Origin of the sequence: Streptomyces humi (assembly GCF_001005085.2) — a bacterium.
In the GTDB taxonomy this organism is placed as follows: domain Bacteria; phylum Actinomycetota; class Actinomycetes; order Streptomycetales; family Streptomycetaceae; genus Streptomyces; species Streptomyces humi.
The window spans coordinates 184,928-200,406 of sequence record NZ_LBMU02000088.1 but is presented as its reverse complement, the minus strand read 5'-3'; the positions used below and the strand labels follow the sequence as shown (position 1 = coordinate 200,406).

General features: G+C 68.8%; 14 protein-coding genes and 2 pseudogenes. 10 read left to right on the top strand and 6 right to left on the bottom strand.

Annotated elements, in window-relative coordinates; all coding sequences use genetic code 11:
- Positions 1-24: 24 nt before the first annotated feature.
- From AAW13_RS35095 to AAW13_RS35075, 5 genes and pseudogenes are all read left to right on the top strand, one after another.
- Positions 25-1,347 carry an MFS transporter gene (locus AAW13_RS35095; protein WP_046731408.1) on the top strand — a complete coding sequence of 441 codons (1,323 nt, stop codon included), beginning with the start codon at positions 25-27 and terminating at the stop codon, positions 1,345-1,347.
- Between the two features lie 190 nt (positions 1,348-1,537).
- Positions 1,538-2,413 (top strand): NmrA family NAD(P)-binding protein, encoded by an 876-nt coding sequence (locus AAW13_RS35090; RefSeq protein WP_046731407.1) that lies wholly within the window; start codon positions 1,538-1,540, stop codon positions 2,411-2,413.
- A gap of 15 nt (positions 2,414-2,428) precedes the next feature.
- A complete protein-coding gene (locus AAW13_RS35085; RefSeq protein ID WP_046731406.1) occupies positions 2,429-3,259 on the top strand; it encodes an oxidoreductase in 831 nt (276 codons plus the stop codon).
- A gap of 528 nt (positions 3,260-3,787) precedes the next feature.
- On the top strand, positions 3,788-4,105 hold the full coding sequence (locus AAW13_RS35080; RefSeq protein WP_046731405.1) for a PadR family transcriptional regulator: 318 nt from the start codon (positions 3,788-3,790) through the stop codon (positions 4,103-4,105).
- A 20-nt stretch (positions 4,106-4,125) separates the two neighbouring features.
- Positions 4,126-4,359 (top strand): annotated as a pseudogene (locus AAW13_RS35075) (hypothetical protein); the annotation flags it as partial.
- An 856-nt stretch (positions 4,360-5,215) separates the two neighbouring features.
- Here AAW13_RS35075 and AAW13_RS35070 read toward each other — a convergent pair.
- Positions 5,216-5,674, bottom strand: a complete 459-nt coding sequence (locus AAW13_RS35070) for a MarR family winged helix-turn-helix transcriptional regulator (RefSeq protein ID WP_046731404.1) — start codon at positions 5,672-5,674, stop codon at positions 5,216-5,218.
- Positions 5,675-5,736: 62 nt separating this feature from the next.
- Here AAW13_RS35070 and AAW13_RS35065 point away from each other — a divergent pair, with 62 nt between their 5' ends.
- Entirely contained in the window at positions 5,737-6,105 is a 369-nt protein-coding gene (locus AAW13_RS35065) for a VOC family protein (protein ID WP_046731403.1), read from the top strand.
- A 127-nt stretch (positions 6,106-6,232) separates the two neighbouring features.
- Here AAW13_RS35065 and AAW13_RS35060 read toward each other — a convergent pair whose 3' ends face one another.
- Positions 6,233-6,592, bottom strand: coding sequence for a winged helix-turn-helix transcriptional regulator (locus tag AAW13_RS35060; protein WP_046731402.1), 360 nt, complete (start codon positions 6,590-6,592; stop codon positions 6,233-6,235).
- A gap of 79 nt (positions 6,593-6,671) precedes the next feature.
- On the opposite strand from AAW13_RS35060, the gene AAW13_RS35055 reads away from it, so the two are divergent.
- On the top strand, positions 6,672-7,376 hold the full coding sequence (locus AAW13_RS35055; protein WP_079179083.1) for an SDR family oxidoreductase: 705 nt from the start codon (positions 6,672-6,674) through the stop codon (positions 7,374-7,376).
- Positions 7,377-7,832: 456 nt separating this feature from the next.
- Here the strand turns inward: AAW13_RS35055 and AAW13_RS35050 are convergent, their stop codons facing one another.
- Entirely contained in the window at positions 7,833-8,582 is a 750-nt protein-coding gene (locus tag AAW13_RS35050) for a glucose 1-dehydrogenase (RefSeq protein ID WP_046731400.1), read from the bottom strand.
- 264 nt (positions 8,583-8,846) lie between these two features.
- On the opposite strand from AAW13_RS35050, the gene AAW13_RS35045 reads away from it, so the two are divergent.
- Entirely contained in the window at positions 8,847-9,434 is a 588-nt protein-coding gene (locus AAW13_RS35045; RefSeq protein WP_046731479.1) for a TetR/AcrR family transcriptional regulator, read from the top strand.
- A gap of 234 nt (positions 9,435-9,668) precedes the next feature.
- On the opposite strand, the gene AAW13_RS35040 is transcribed toward AAW13_RS35045, so the two are convergent.
- On the bottom strand, positions 9,669-10,496 hold the full coding sequence (locus tag AAW13_RS35040; protein ID WP_046731399.1) for an alpha/beta fold hydrolase: 828 nt from the start codon (positions 10,494-10,496) through the stop codon (positions 9,669-9,671).
- 356 nt (positions 10,497-10,852) lie between these two features.
- Here AAW13_RS35040 and AAW13_RS35035 point away from each other — a divergent pair, with 356 nt between their 5' ends.
- Positions 10,853-12,340 carry an FAD-dependent monooxygenase gene (locus AAW13_RS35035; RefSeq protein ID WP_046731398.1) on the top strand — a complete coding sequence of 496 codons (1,488 nt, stop codon included), beginning with the start codon at positions 10,853-10,855 and terminating at the stop codon, positions 12,338-12,340.
- A 17-nt stretch (positions 12,341-12,357) separates the two neighbouring features.
- Here the strand turns inward: AAW13_RS35035 and AAW13_RS35030 are convergent, their stop codons facing one another.
- The gene (locus tag AAW13_RS35030; protein ID WP_046731397.1) at positions 12,358-12,762 is read right to left on the bottom strand and encodes an mRNA interferase PemK; all 405 of its coding nucleotides are present in this window, start codon (positions 12,760-12,762) and stop codon (positions 12,358-12,360) included.
- Between the two features lie 111 nt (positions 12,763-12,873).
- Between AAW13_RS35030 and AAW13_RS47880 the strand changes: the two are divergent.
- Positions 12,874-13,022 (top strand): annotated as a pseudogene (locus AAW13_RS47880) (IS701 family transposase); the annotation flags it as partial.
- A gap of 187 nt (positions 13,023-13,209) precedes the next feature.
- On the opposite strand, the gene AAW13_RS35025 reads toward AAW13_RS47880, so the two are convergent.
- The gene (locus AAW13_RS35025; RefSeq protein WP_046731396.1) at positions 13,210-15,165 is read right to left on the bottom strand and encodes a potassium transporter Kup; all 1,956 of its coding nucleotides are present in this window, start codon (positions 15,163-15,165) and stop codon (positions 13,210-13,212) included.
- Positions 15,166-15,479: the final 314 nt, after the last annotated feature.

Below are 15,479 nucleotides of genomic sequence, written 5' to 3'. Positions count from 1 at the left end.
GGGCACCCGCGCCGCTGGAGCATCATGGCGGTGCTGGGAGCCGTCGCCTTCATGGCGCAGCTCGACTTCTTCGTCGTCAACGTCGCCCTCGACGGGATCGGGCGGTCGTTCCCGGGAACGGGCGTCGCGAGCGTGTCGTGGGTCCTGTCGGCCTACGCGATCGTCTTCGCCGCGGCGCTGGTGCCCGCGGGCCGGATCGCGGACCACTGGGGACGCAGGAAGATGCTGCTGTCCGGGGTAGCGCTCTTCACCCTCACCTCCGCCGTCGCGGCCGCCGCACCGGCTCTCGGCGTGCTGGTCGGCGCCCGGGCACTCCAGGCCGTCGGTGCCGCGATGATCGTGCCGACCTCCCTCGGCCTGCTCTACCCCAGCTTTCCCAGGCGCCAGCACACCCTGGTGGTCGGACTGTGGGCGGGCGTGGGCGCGATCGCGGCCTCGGCGGGCCCGCCCGTCGGCGGCCTGCTCGTCACCCTCGACTGGCGGTGGATCTTCCTGATCAACGTGCCCGTCGGCATCGCCACCCTCGTCGCCGGCGCGCGACTGCTGCCCGAGGTGCGCCAGCCCAAGGGCGCCGCTGTACCGGACGCGGGCTCCGCCCTCGCGCTCCTGCTGGCCGTGAGCCTGCTGGTGCTCGCCACCGTCCAGGGACCGGGGTGGGGCTGGACGGACCTTCGCACGATGACCCTGTTCGCCGCAGCGGCCCTGGCTGTTGCCGCGACCGTCGAGCGGACCCTGCGCGCCGAGGCGCCGGTGATCGAGAAGCAGCTGTTCGCCGGCAGGCCGTTCACCGCCGCCACTGTGGCCCTGTTCCTGTTCTCCGCCGGCTTCGCCATCGTTCTGCTCAGCACCGCCCTGTTCATGCAGGAGGTCTGGCACTTCAGTCCGCTGCGCGCCGGTGTCTGCATCGCCCCGGCCCCCCTCGCCTCGATCGCCTTCGCGATGAACGCCGGCCCCATCCAGAACCGTTTCGGACGCACATCCCCCGCCGTGACCGGCACGCTGGCCATGGCACTCGCAGCCGGGTACTGGCTCGCGGCCGTGCACACCGCTCCCGGCTACTGGAGCGGCATGTTCCCAGGGCTGATCCTGGTCGGCCTGGCCGGCGGTCTGGCCTGGGCACCGTTGTTCGCCGCGGCCGGCACCCTGGCACCCGAACGCGCCACCACCGGCAGCGCCGTCCTCAACATGAGCCGGCAGATCGGCAGCGCCGTCGGCGTAGCCGTGCTCGTCGCCCTCACGCCCCGGGCCACGGCTGCCGGGTTCGATCACGCCTGGGCCGTCCAGGCCGTCGCCGGAGTCGCCGCGGCCGCCGCGCTGCTGGTCCTACGACCCCGTCACACGGCCTGACCACGGTGGCATCGACCGCCGTCGTCCCGCCGGACGGGCACCGCACCGCCTCTCACCCATCTCGTGCGGCACCCGGTCGAAGGACTGACGCTGGAGTTCCCACCGGCTCCCGCTCAAGAACCTCTCCCTCTGCGATCGCCTCCTTCTCAAGAAACGATCACCTCCTTCTCAAGAAACGGAAACGACCACCATGGAACGCAACCTCCTCGTCATCGGCGCCAGCGGCAAGACCGGCGGCCACACCACCGAACTCCTGCTTCAGCGCGGTCACCACGTCCGCGCACTCGTCCGCGGCCTCGACGGGCGCGCCGACAGGCTCGCCGCCCTCGGAGCGGACGTCGTCGCAGGCGACGTCCTCGACCTGGACTCCCTGGCCCGGGCGACCGAGGGGATCGACGCCCTGTACTTCGCCTATCCCATCCGCCCCGGCCTGATGGACGCCACCGCGAACGTCGCCCAGGCAGCGGAGGAGAACGGGGTCCAGGCGATCGTGAACATGTCTCAGGTGTCCGCCCGCCGCCACACCGCGAGCAACGCGGCCCGCCAGCACTGGGTCGCCGAACGCGTCCTGGACCACGCCCCGGTCCCGGTCACCCACCTCCGCCCGACCTTCTTCACCCAGTGGCTGATCGACACCTGGGCCGACGGCACCGGCGAACTGCGCCTGCCGTTCGCCGACGGACGCCACGCCCCCATCGCCGAGAGCGACCAGGCCAAGGTGATCGCGGCGATCCTGGAGGACCCCACCCCGCACGCCGGCCAGACCTACCCGCTGTACGGAGCGGAAGAGCTCGACCACTACGAGATCGCCGCGAAGATGTCGAAGGCGCTGGACCGCCAGGTGACCTACGTGCCCATCGAACTCGACGAGTTCGCCGCCATCCTGCGCGGACGCGGCGCGCCGGAGCATCTCGTCCAGCACCTGCTCGCCGTCGCCGTCGACTACCGCAACGGCGTCTTCGCCGGCACCAACGACCTGGTGAAAACGATCGGCGGCAGCGACCCCCTGGACGTCGAGAGCTTCATCGCCCGGAACCGCGCGGCCTTCGACCTGCCCACCGCCTGAACACCGGAGAAATCAATGAGCGTCTGGTTCATCACCGGATCGTCCCGGGGCCTCGGCCTCGAAATCACCCGCGCCGCCCTCGCCGCAGGCCACCAGGTGGTCGCGACCGCGCGCAGGGCCGAAACCGTCCGCGAGCGGCTTCCCGAAGCCGACGACGCGCTGCTCACCGTGGCGCTGGACGTGACCGACCCGCAGAGCGTCCAAGTGGCCGTCGACGCGGCAATCGAGCGGTTCGGACGGATCGACGTCCTGGTCAACAACGCCGGCAGCGGACTGCTCGCCGCCGTCGAGGAGTCCGACGACGCCGCGGTCCGCGCGCTGTACGAGACCAACGTGTTCGGCCCGCTCGCCGTGCAACGCGCCGTACTGCCTCTGCTGCGGCGCCAGCGCTCGGGCCACGTGATCAACATCAGTTCCATCGTGGGCTTCGCCACCGCGCCGGGCTGGGGCGTCTACGCCTCCACGAAGTTCGCCCTCGAAGGCTTCACGGAGACCCTCCACACCGAACTGGCGCCCCTGGGCATCCACGTCACGCTCGTGGAACCGGGCTTCTTCCGCACCGACTTCCTCGACCCGGCCAGTCTGCTCACCGGCCCGGACACGAGCGACGATTACGCGCCGACCGTCGGCGCGATGCGGGCGGCCGCCGAGGGCCTGAACCACACCCAGCCCGGCGACCCTGCCAAGGCCGCCCGCGCCGTCGTCGAGATGACCACCGTCCCCGAGCCGCCCCTGCGCCTCCAGCTCGGAGCCGACACCCTGCAAGCCTTCGAAGCCAAGCTGGACAACTTCCGCAAGGAGATGGACGCCTGGCGGCACGTCGCCCTCGCCACCGACCACGACTAGAACAGCACCCCGCAGTCCGCCGTCCGCGACACCACGGCCCGGAGCCCTTGAGGAACTTCGAGCTGTGCTTCGAGCGCGCAAGTGCGCAGTCTCCCCGTGGTCTGCCCGTTGACCTGGAGGTCAGGCAGCCTCATCAACGTCTCCGGACCACCACTCGGCCCCGCCGACATTCCCGCTCAACCGTTCAGGATCCGCTCGATCGCGGCCAGTCCTGCGGGTCGTGCGATCGTCACGACGATGAAGCACAAGTTCGGCGGCGCTCCTACGAGCCCGTCGAGGGCCCCGGCGGCGTCCGAAAGACCTGCGAACCATTCGGAGGTGAAGCCCTGGAGAACCAGTTGGGCACGGCGGTGGCGCGGACGGTCCCTGCCTGAACCGGTTGGGCCCTGTAAGCGGACGCGCGAGCGGCCGAGTTCACCACCCACAGCGGTGACATCCCATAGGTCGCTTCGCGACGTCTGCCACCAAGGGGCGTCCCACTCAAGTGTCGTACTCGACATATGGTGGATGTGATGCTTCACTCGCGATATGGCATCAATTCGCCTTACACGCCCGACACTTGAGGTGATCAAGGTGTTGCTGGCGTCGACTGCCGAGGACCCTGCGTGGGGTCTGAAGATCTGCGAGGAAGCCGACCTCGGGTCCGGGACGGTGTATCCGATCCTCGAGCGCCTAGTCGAGGCCGGGTGGGCCACCCGGTACGAGGAAACAGCGGAGCATCCAGGCCGGCCGAAGCGGTACTACTACGAACTCACCGCCCTCGGCCGGCGTGCAGCCTGCCAGGCCAGGGAACGGAAGCCTCGGCTTTTCGGGCTCCGCGCCGCGCCTGAAGGAGGCCCGGCGTGAGCACAGGAGAGCAACGTTCTGAGGCCGCCGGTGCCGGAGCGATTGCTGTTGCCGCCGTGCTGGCACCGGTGTTCTTCGGCGCAGCGGCAGCGATCTTACTGATCGTCGGCTACATCCTGAGGATGCTCGACCCCACGCCGGCGTTCGCCCAGACCATGCTCACGGCCGGCTGGGTGTCCGGCGCGGTAGCGGTTGTCGCGATCCTCGCCGGCGCCGTCGGTCTGCTGTTGACTGCTCTGCGCTCCCGCCCCGCTCTGCCGGAGGCGGAGGAAGAGCCCGAAGCCCCGCCGAACGCAGACGCCCCGGGCGGCAGGGCCGGACTTCGGACTCTGGCCTTCGCTTCTTTTCTCGCGGGAGAGCGTAGGGCGCACCTCCGGGAGGAGTGGGCCGCCGTCCTGGCCGGCGACCCGGGGAACGGCATCGTCCTGTCCTCGCACCGCAGGATGCAGTACGCGATCGGCTTCCTCTGGGCGGCGTTGCGGATGCGACTCCGAGACCTCGTGGCACCCCTGTGGATGCCTGTGGACTGGCTGCTGTCAGTGGAGTCGCGCGCGCACACGCTCATTGCGCTGGCCGTCGGTGCGCAGATCCTGTACATCCGGCACGAGGACGGTTTGCATGCCCTGGTCACCGAAGGCTGGGGGTGGTGTGGCGGGTGCGGAATCACGCTGCGGCTGTTCGTCAGCTGGCTCCGCAGAATCCGCGGTATCGAGCTCGCGCCCAGGCGCAACGACTCCCGGCACCCATGACAACGCTGAGACCCGGGCAAGACCGCAAGCCGCTTCCGACCGGCGGTCACCGCACCAACCGGACCGCTTACGAAGGTAACGACCTATCAGGGATCTTCGCAACGGGGATCCGGCCGTGCGCCTCGCCCGTACCCGACACACGCCCGGCAAGACCGTCACCCTCCCGGTCCGCGGCACCCGCGCCGCGCTCACCATGTCCGACGAAGACCGCACCGGTGACTTGAACGGTTCGAGTCGGCCCCATTTTTCCGGCTTGCGGTGGCTTCACTGGGAGATCGGTCGTCTTCGAGGTCACCGACACGGATTTCAGGCTCGGCCGCACTCAGGTCCGCGCGAGACGACACGTGCGCCGCGGAACGGGTCATGCGCCTTCGTCGTCACCACGCAGGGAATGGATCATGCTCTGAAGGATCCGGAACGCGCCTGACTGCTCGGTCTCGGTCAGGCCGGTCAGCATTCTGGCCTCGACGGACCGGACGGCCGCGCTCGCCTTCTCAAGGCTTCGCCGGCCGCGAGGCGTGAGCCGCGCCGGCAGCACCTTCCCGACGGCCGCCTCCGCAGGCCTGGTCACGTAGCCGTCTCGTTCCAGAGCCTGGAGCAGCACGTTCATCGTCTGCCGTGTCACGAACGCGCCCCGCGCGAGCTCGGAGTTCGACAAGCCCGGTCGTTGCGCCAGCAGTTCGAGGCAGGAGTAGTGCGTCACGCTCATCCCGAGCGGCCGCAGCACTTCCTCCATGGCCACACGGAGGGCACTCGACGCTTCCTTGAGCAGGTAGCCCAGTGACGTCTCCAGGTCGACGCCGACACCTTCTTGACTCATGTCAGCATTCTGACATAGGTTCCCGCATGTCAGAAAACTGACACGAAAGAAGGAGCGCCATCATGCCCGCCACCGGCCCCGACTTCATCTCGCTCCAAGTGCGCGATCTCGACGCCTCACAGGCGTTCTACGAGCAGTACCTGGGCCTCGTCCGCTCGCCGGCCGGACCCCCGCACGCCGTCGTCTTCGAGACGAAACCGATCGCGTTCGCACTTCGCGACGTCATTCCCGGCACCGACCTCGCATCCGTCGCCCAGCCCGGTATCGGTGCCGCGATCTGGCTCCACGCCACCGACGTCCAGGCCATCCACAACGCGCTCGTCGCCGACGGCCACACCATCGTCTCCGCACCGATCGACGGCCCCTTCGGACGGACCTTCACCTTCGCCGACCCCGACGGCTACCACGTCACGCTCCACGACCGCGCCTGACCGACCAACGCCACCGAGCCTCGACCGGAGGCAGCCGGCACCCGCCGTGTGACGACCGGCACCCGCCTCCTCGACGCGGTGGGGATGGTACTGCCACTCCGGGGCGCACAGGCGGTCGGTTCGCGGGTCAGAGGTCCGGCCGGCGCGCTCGGGCCGCCTCGATGTCCGGGACATGTTCTTCGGCCCAGAGTCGTACGGCGCGCAGCGGGACGAGCAGGGAGCGGCCCAGCGGTGTCAGGGCGTACTCGACGCGGGGCGGGTTCTCGTCGTACTCGTGGCGGCTGATCAGACCGTCGGCCTCCAGGGAGCGGAGGGTTTCGGTCAGGACCTTCGGGGTGATGCCCTGGATCCGCCCCTTCAGTTCGGTGAAGCGGCGGGGCCCGTCGTCGAGGGCGTTGACGACGAAAACGGTCCAGCGGGCGCCGATCCGGTGCAGCACCGTGCGGCTCGGGCAGGTCGCCGCCATCACGTCGTACGCCTTGCCCATCGCTGCTCCCAGTTCCGTTGAAGATACCGGTATCAAATCCATACCGTCGTTCCCGATCCTACGAGAGGGAGTGAGACGCGTGGAGCGGATCCTGGTGATCGGCGGTGCCCGGGCGCTCGGTGCGGCCGTCGCGAGGCGTGCGGCGCGGGACGGGTACGACGTCGTGGTCGGTGCTCGCGATGTGACCGCGGCCGACGTACTGGCGCGCGAGATCGGCGGCACCTCGGTGCGGGTCGACCTACAGGACGAGTCGACGCTCGCGGCCGCGGCGGAACGACTGAGGGACGGAGTGGACCACATCGTGTCGACGGGTTCGGCTCCGCACGACGTTCGCGCGACCGAGCTGGAACGCGACAGGCTGCTGGCCGCGTTCACGGCGAAGGTGATCGGCCCGATGCTGGTCGCGAAGCACTTCGCGCCCGTACTGCGGCCGACGGGGTCGATGCTGCTGTTCTCCGGCGTCGTCGGCTGGCGTCCTGGGCCTGGATCGCTGGTCAAGGGGGTCACGAACGGTGCGGTCGAGTACGCGGTGCGCCACCTGGCGGCGGACCTGGCGCCGGTGCGGGTCAATGCCGTCTCGCCCGGAGTCGTCGACTCGGGCACCTGGGACCACCTCGGTGACGACAAGACCGGCTTGTTGAGCAAAAGCGCGGCCGGGACGTTCGTCGGACGGCACGGTGAGACCGGTGACGTCGTCGACACGGTCATGTGGCTCCTGCGTGCGGGGTTCGTCTCCGGCGAGACGATCCATGTCGAGGGTGGCGCCCGCCACAGATCCGCCTGACGCACAACTGCCGAGCGCCGCACGGCACTTGTCGGGCTCGCGGGCATCGCCTCCGCCCCGAGATTCGTGCCCTTGGGCAAGGTCGAGAACCGGCGGCATCCGGGAGCCGGGACGGGGGCGATGCGTGGCGGGTGCCGGGTCGAGGCCGGGCACCCGCCGCTCTTCGTCCAGGCGGTCTCGACGGTCGCGGACCGAGCCCTTCCACGAGCCGGACAGCATTGCCGGCACGTGGGCGGGAGCGACGCCAAAGACCGGACGGGAACGGACCGGCGGCGGGCGGAGCCGGTGGTCGACGACCGTCCTCTCACCAGTGTCAACGGAGCGGCCTTCGCCCAAGACCGCGACGGCTTCGGCGCCCCCTGGAACTGCGTGGCCCCTCTGGGTCTGTGACCGCGACGCGGAGACGGCGGCTATGGGCTTCGCCGGGGACGGGCACAGTGTGTCCTTCAGCTGCGATCAGATCTGATTGAGTCCGCCGTCCACGAACAGTTCGGACCCGGTGACGAAGCTGCTCTCACTGCTGGCGAGGAACAGTGCGGCCGCAGCGGCCTCGTCCGGGTGCCCCATCCGGCCCAGCGGAACCTGGCTCGCGAAGCTGTCCTTCATCTTTGCGGCCTGGTCGGCGTCGGCGGCCAGGCCGGTGATGCCCGGCGTGACGATCGGGCCGGGAACCAGGGTGTTCACTCGGATCGCGCGGCCCTTGAGCTCGTTGGCCCAGGTGCGGGAGAAGGAGCGGACCGCGGCCTTGGACGCGGCGTACACGCCGAAGGCGGCGCCGCCCGAGGTGGCGGCGGTCGATCCGGTCAGGATCACCGAGGCACCGTCGTTGAGCAGCGGAAGGGCCTTCTGAACGGTGAAGAGCATGCCACGCACGTTGATGTCGAAGGTGGCGTCGAAGTGCTCCTCGGTGACCTGCTCGAGAGTGGCGAACTCACCGCCGCCCGCGTTGGCGAACAATACGTCGATGGGCCGGCCTCGTTCGGCGACGGCCGCGTAGAGGCGGTCGATGTCCGCGAGGTCCGCGACGTCGCCCCGGACGGCGGTGGCTTCGCCACCGATCTCGGCCAGCGCGGCGTCGAGGGCCTCCTGCCGGCGGCCGGTGATGAACACGTGTGCGCCTTCGCGCGCGAATCGCTTGGCGGTGGCCAGCCCGATTCCGCTGTTGCCTCCGGTGACGACTGCCGTCTTCCCGTCAAGCTGTCCCATGATCTTTTACCCCTGTCCGGTGCGAACGCCAGAAGTCGTGCACCACGTGTCACTGCGCTGTTACGGCCCGAACCGGACGGCCGGACCTAGTTATGGACCATACGGTAAAGAACAACGTTATGGACCGCACGGACAAAAACGTGACTGGCTCCACACCTCCGAGCGCCCGCGAGCCGGCCGGTGTCGACCCGCCCGCGGACACCGGGAAGGCCCGAGGGGAGACGATCTGGACCGATAGGTCAAGAATGGCGTATGCTGTTCAGCATGGGACGGCCGCGGAATTTCGACGAGAAGCAGGTACTGGAGTCTGTCCGCGAGCAGTTCTGGAATCAGGGCTACGCGGCGACGTCGTTGCAGGACCTGACGGACGCCACCGGACTGGGCAAGGGAAGCCTGTACGGAGCCTTCGGCGACAAGCGGCAGCTGTTCCTGCACGTCCTGGACGGCTACCGCGACGAACAGCTGAACGGCGTACGAGCGGTCCTGACCGGGCCCGGTACCGCCTTCGAACGCCTGACCCTGCTCGTGGAGGGGGTGGCCGCGGGATTCACGGAGGACCCGCAGCGGCGCGGCTGCCTTCTGGTCAACAGCACATCCGAGCTGCACAGCAACGATCCCGATGTCGTCTCCCGGGCCCGGACCACCTATCAAGCGGTCGAGGATCTTCTGATCGCCTGCGTGAAGGAAGCCCAGGACGACGGGACGGTCGAACCGGACGCGGACGCCCAAGAACTCGGGCGACTGCTCCTCGCCGTCATGCAGGGCATCGAGTTTCTCGCCAAGACCGGCATGGGCGGCCCGGCTCTGCTTCAGATAAGCCACGCCGCCCTCAAGCAGTTGTCCCGACACTGACCCATCCCCGCAGGTCGGCACCGTCCGCAGATGATGCGCGCCACCGTCCGCCACGGCCGCGCAGCGCGGGTCTGCGACAGCCGGCCGACGAAGCCCCGGCACATGCGTCCAAGGCGCGCGGTAATGGGCGGCTCTCCCGGGCGGCCGATTCACAGCGGCGCTTCGGGGCGGTGCCCTCGGCGGGCGGCGGTGCTGCCGGCTGTCCCGTTCGCAGAGGCGCGGGCCGGGCCGCCGCTAACTGCGCGCGAACTCGAGCAGGTCCTTGTTGAAGATCTCGGCGTACTTGGGCACCATCGCGAGGCCATGCGGTGCGCCCTCGTAGACCTTGTACTGTGCACCCTTGACGATCTTGGATGACTTGTCGCCCGCGGAGACGATGGGCACGATCTGGTCGTCGTCGCCATGCACGATCAGGGTCGGCACATCGACCTTCTTCAGGTCTTCGGTCGTGTCCGTCTCGGAGAACGCCTTGACGCAGTCGTAGGCGCCCTTGATGCCGACGGTCATGCTCCACAGCCAGAATTCGTCACGCGTCCCCTGGGACACGGTCGAGCCCTCACGGTTGGCACCGTAGAACGGGGCGCTGAGGTCTTTGTAGTACTGCGAGCGGTCCGTGAGCACGCCCTGCCGGATCTCGTCGAACACCTCGATCGGCAGACCCTCGGGGTTGGCGTCCGTCTTCAGCATCAGCGGCGGGATCGCGCCGAGCAGGACCAGCTTGGCGACCCGTGCCGTACCGTGCCGGCCGATGTAGCGGGTGACCTCGCCACCGCCCGTGGAGTGCCCGACCAGAATGACGTCGTGCAGGTCTTCGGCCTCGATGACCGCGGCCAGGTCGTCGGCGTACGTGTCGAGGTTGTTGCCCTCCCAGGGCTGACCGGAGCGGCCGCCACCGCGCCGGTCGTGAGCGATGGCCCGGAAGCCGTTGTCCACCATGAGCTTCATCTGGGGGTCCCAGGCGTCCGCCGTGAGCGGCCAGCCGTGGGAGAAGACGACGGGCTGGCCGGAGCCCCAGTCCTTGTAGAAGATCTGAGTGCCGTCCTGGGCAGTGGCGAAGGGCATGATGGCATTCCTCTCGAAGTCCGCTCGCGGCATGTCAAATGTTCCGGGGATGGCACGGAAACGGCACCGCATTAGGTCCATATAACCGCAGAGGAGCCGACTCAGCGCGTTGGGAACCACCGCTCTGGTGGGAGTGGAACGGCCTTGCATGACAGGCGAGGAAGTGGCCGGTCTCGTACGGTGGTTCTCACGATGCCGTGAGTATTCCAGGGGCCGGAAGACACCACGGGATACGCCGACCGATGGAGCTTCCGGGAACGGTAACCCACCAACCCTGAACTGGATCGCCGTCGGCGGGTGGCAGCCGGACAATCACCCGTCCTACTGCTCTTTCTGTGGCACGCGGAGGACAGAGTATGGGATCCGACATTGACGTGCTGGTCGTCGGTGCTGGTCCAGCGGGATTGCTGCTCGCGGGCGACCTGGCCGAAGCCGGAGTGCGCTGCACCGTTGTGGAACGGCGAGAGGGGGAATCACCGCTGACACGCGCGTTCGCCGTTCACGCTCGGACGATGGAACAACTGGACGCCCGCGGCGTCGCCGACGACCTGCTGCTGACCGGCCTGCGCAACCCGATCCTGCAATTCCTGCGGATCGATCTCTCCCATCTGCCGACCCGTTACCCCCACGTCCTTGTGACGCCCCAATACAACACCGAGCGACTGCTCCTGTCCCGCGCGCTGACACACGGCGTGAACATCCTGCGGGCCCACGAAATGACCGGCCTCCAGCAAGACCCCACCGGGGTCGATGTCACCGTACGAACACCAGACGGCACTGAACACACCATGCGTGCGGAATTCGTAGTCGGCGCAGACGGACGAAACAGCTGCGTACGCCGGTCCCTGGGTCTTCCGTTTCCCGGCCGCTCCGCCGTTCGCTCCATGATGCTCGCAGACGTCCGCCTGGCCGATCCGCCGAAGAAGCCGCCCACCGTGGGAGCGATCGGAGACGCCTTCGCCATTGTCGTCCCGTTCGGCGACGGCTGGTTCAGGATCATGGCATGGAATCGCCACCACCCCATGCCCGATGACGCATCAGTCGATCTGGAAGAAATCAAGGACGTCGCCCGCCAGGCGCTCGGCAGCGACTTCGGCATGCACGACCCCCGCTGGCTCTCCCGATTCCACAGCGACGAACGCCAGTGTCCCCGCTACCGGGTGGGCCGCGTGTTCCTCGTCGGCGACGCCGCCCACGTCCACTCCCCCGCCGGCGGCATGGGCCTCAACACCAGCATCCAGGACTCCGCGAACCTGAGCTGGAAACTCGCGGCCGTTCAGCGCGGTCGCGCACCGGACACCCTGCTCGACAGCTACCAGACCGAACGGCACCCGGTAGGACACCGGGTCCTGTGGATGAGCGGTGCACTGCTGCGCGGAGTCCTCACCACACCACGCGCACTGTGCGGCCTCCGTGATCTCTCGGCGCGTACGGTGCTGCGAGCCCCGGCGGTGGCCAGGCGACTGGCCAAGGCGATCTCGGGGATCGACATTTCCTACGCCGCCCCGGCCGGCGCACACCCCCTCGTCGGCAGGCGGGCACCTGACGTACCCCTCAGCGACGGCCGCAGACTCTACGAAGCCCTCCGCGCCCGACGGTTCGTGCTCGTCACACCGCCCGACGTCGAGCACCTTCCCTCACTGATCGAAGAGTGGTCCGGCGAGGTGGAGATCGTGTCCCCGAAGGGCACCACCCAGAAAAGCGTTCTGGTCAGGCCAGATGCCTACATCGCATGGGCCATTGCGGACGAGTCACCTGAACGTCGCATCGACGCGGCCCGCCAGGCACTGACCGAATGGTGCGGCGCACAAGACACCAGGTCCAGATCCTCTTCCCCGCACTGATGCCACTCCTTCTCCGTCTACCCGAGTTCGCCAAGACGGAGGGCGTCCCTTATCTCGCTGAGCTCCGCGGTCGTTGCCGGAGTCCGCTCCTGCGCTTGTTCAGCGAGTCGGAGGGCATCGTCAACCTCGCTGAGCTTCACGGGGGACAGAACGGCTGCCCGCTCTATCAGGTCGTCCCGGGACACAGTGGTCAGCCACGTGCAAGGGGTGAAGCCTGGACGCGGGAACGCGAGCCGCAACACACCTTCGAACGGCAGTCCTTCATCGGCACCGACCATCACTTCGATGCCCAGACCGCTGATGTCGACGCCCGCCGGAGCGACGACCTGCATCACCCGGATCCCGGACGTGTCGTCTCCCGTCAGCAGTACGACCAACCTCCTCTCGTCGAACTGGACCCACCAGACTTCGCCACGTTGCACAAGTCCTCCAGACACAGGACGGGGCAGGCAGGCGCCACACAACCCTGACGCGCTGTGAAAACGGGTGCGGCCACCGTTGATCATCGGCGTGTGAGAACTGAAGATCATGTGATGACCGCAGGTCACAGCGTAGACCCTGCCCGCCGGCAGGAGGCGTTCGAAGGCCTGACGAGCCGGTCAGCGGGACGATTCACACGAGTCGAATCCCGGCGCCCGGGGCACGGAAGTCGGTGCTCGGCCTGCTGTCATCGGAAACGCGACCTACGGAGCGGGAGCCGAAGAAACAGCGCGTCAGATGACCTCTCGCGGCTCTTCGGGCCGGCCGCGAGGGCCTTGGAGCGTCATGAGTGCCGCATGCAGCGCCCGCGACGGTGCGGCGTCTCCGTGGCCCGCCCCGTGGCGCAACGGCGGCCCGCCCCGGCTCGACGCCCCAGGCCCTCGCGTCGTCTACACCTCGATGTGGGAACCCATGATGACCGTGCGTTCCCGGGGGAGGCCGAAGTACTCGGCCGCGTCGGCCGTGATGTAGGAGGTGGCGATGAACAGCCGCTTGCGCCAGGGCGCCATCGTGGGCGCCTGTCCCCGCCGCAGCTCGATCTTCGACAGGAAGTAGGACGCCTGATCGAGCCTCAGAGGCCCTTCGGTTTCGGCCGGGTCGAGCATCGCCAGCGCCGCCGGTACGTCCGGGGTCTCCATGTAGCCGTAGGTGGCGGTGACGTGGACTATCCCGTCGTCGGCGTAGCCGAGGCCGTCGACGGCGAGCCGCCGGTCGGCCGGCACGCGGGGCACCGGCTCGGTCTCGATGGAGAGGATCACGACCTGCTCGTGCCGTACGTGGTTGTGCTCCACGTTGGCCCGCATGGCCAGCGGAGCGGTCTCCTTGCCACGGTTCAGGAAGACGGCCGTGCCGGGCACGCGCCGCGCCGGCAGCTCACCGCTGCGCAGGCCGTTGATGAACTCCGGCAGCGGGCCCTCCTCGCGGGCCCGCTCCGCGGTGACGAGCTCGCGGCCGCGCTGCCAGGTCGTCATGACGGTGAACGCGGTGAGGCCGATCAGCAGCGGCAGCCAGGCGCCGTGGACGAGCTTGGTCATGTTGGCCGCCACGAACAGCAGGTCCACGAAGAGCAGCACGCTCGCGCCGATGCCGATCAGCCACTTCGGGGTGCCCCACTTCGCGCGGGCGACATAGAAGAACAGCAGCGTGGTGATCGTGATGGTGCCGGTGACCGCCATGCCGAAGGCGAACGCGAGTGCGGCGGAACTGCGGAAGGCGAAGACCAGGGTGAGGACCGAGACCATCAGCAGCCAGTTGATCCAGGGGACGTAGATCTGGCCCACGGTGGACTCGGAGGTGTGCGCGATCCGCAGCCTGGGAAGGTAGCCGAGCTGGGCGGCCTGGGAGGCGACCGAGTACGCGCCGGTGATCACCGCCTGGGAGGCGATCACGGTGGCCGCCGTGGCCAGCAGGATCATCGGCCAGCGCCCCCAGTCGGGCACCAGCAGGAAGAACGGGCTGCTGATGTTGGCCGGGTCGTCGAGGATCAGCGCGCCCTGGCCGAGGTAGCTCAGGACGCAGGCCGGGAAGACGAGGAACAGCCAGCCGCGGGTGATGGACCGGCGGCCGAAGTGCCCCATGTCGGCGTAGAGGGCCTCGGCGCCGGTGACCGCGAGCACGACCGCGGCCAGGGCGAAGAAGGCGGTGCCGAAGTGCCCGAAGAGGAAGCCCAGCGCGTAGGTCGGCGACAGCGCCTTGAGGATGTCCGGGTGGTCGGCGATGCCCACCGCCCCGCACGCGCCGATGGCCGTGAACCAGGCGATCATCACCGGTCCGAACACCCGGCCCACCGCCGCCGTGCCCCGGCGCTGCACCAGGAACAGCACCACGATGATCACAGCGGTGATCGGCACGACCGCGTCGTCCAGCGACGGCTCGACGACCTTGAGTCCTTCGACCGCGGACAGCACCGAGATCGCCGGGGTGATCATGCTGTCGCCGAAGAACAGGGACGCGCCGAAGATACCGAGCGCCGCCAGTACGGCGGCGGTGCGTCGGCCCCGTTGCGAACTCCACCTGCGCACCAGGGTGATGAGGGCCATGATGCCGCCCTCGCCGTCGTTGTCGGCGCGCATCGCCAGCAGCACGTAGGTGACGGTGACGATGACCATCACCGACCAGAACACCAGCGACACCACCCCGTACACGTTCTGCGTGCTGACGGGCACGGGGTGCGGGTCGCTCGGGTTGAACACGGTTTGCAGCGTGTAGATCGGGCTGGTCCCGATGTCACCGAAGACCACGCCGAGAGCACCGATCACCACCGCCAGACGCACCGAGTCGTGCGCGAGCTGGCGATGGGCCCCGGGTGGCGGCGTCGGCGCGTTCTCCTGCCGACTGTCGGCCATGGTGGTCCTCCTCCGCACGGGCTGCTGTGCCCCAGGTCAGGTGTGTCACGGCGGACGATACCGGCCTTCGCACAATCGTCCGCACGCGCACGCCGCTACTGCGGTCCCGTCCTCTCGCCGGCCGATCGACGTGGTCGTCCGCACAGACGCCAGGGCACAGCGCGCCCACAGGCCGAACAGCGGAGGCCGCCAGACATGCCGCAGCCGGAACGGGGACCACCGGAGAGAACGGAGATCAAGCCGGCCGGCGCAAGGAGGCACCCCGCCGGGATGCGGAGTCGTCCACACCCGTGGTCACGTCCGCCACTGCCTAC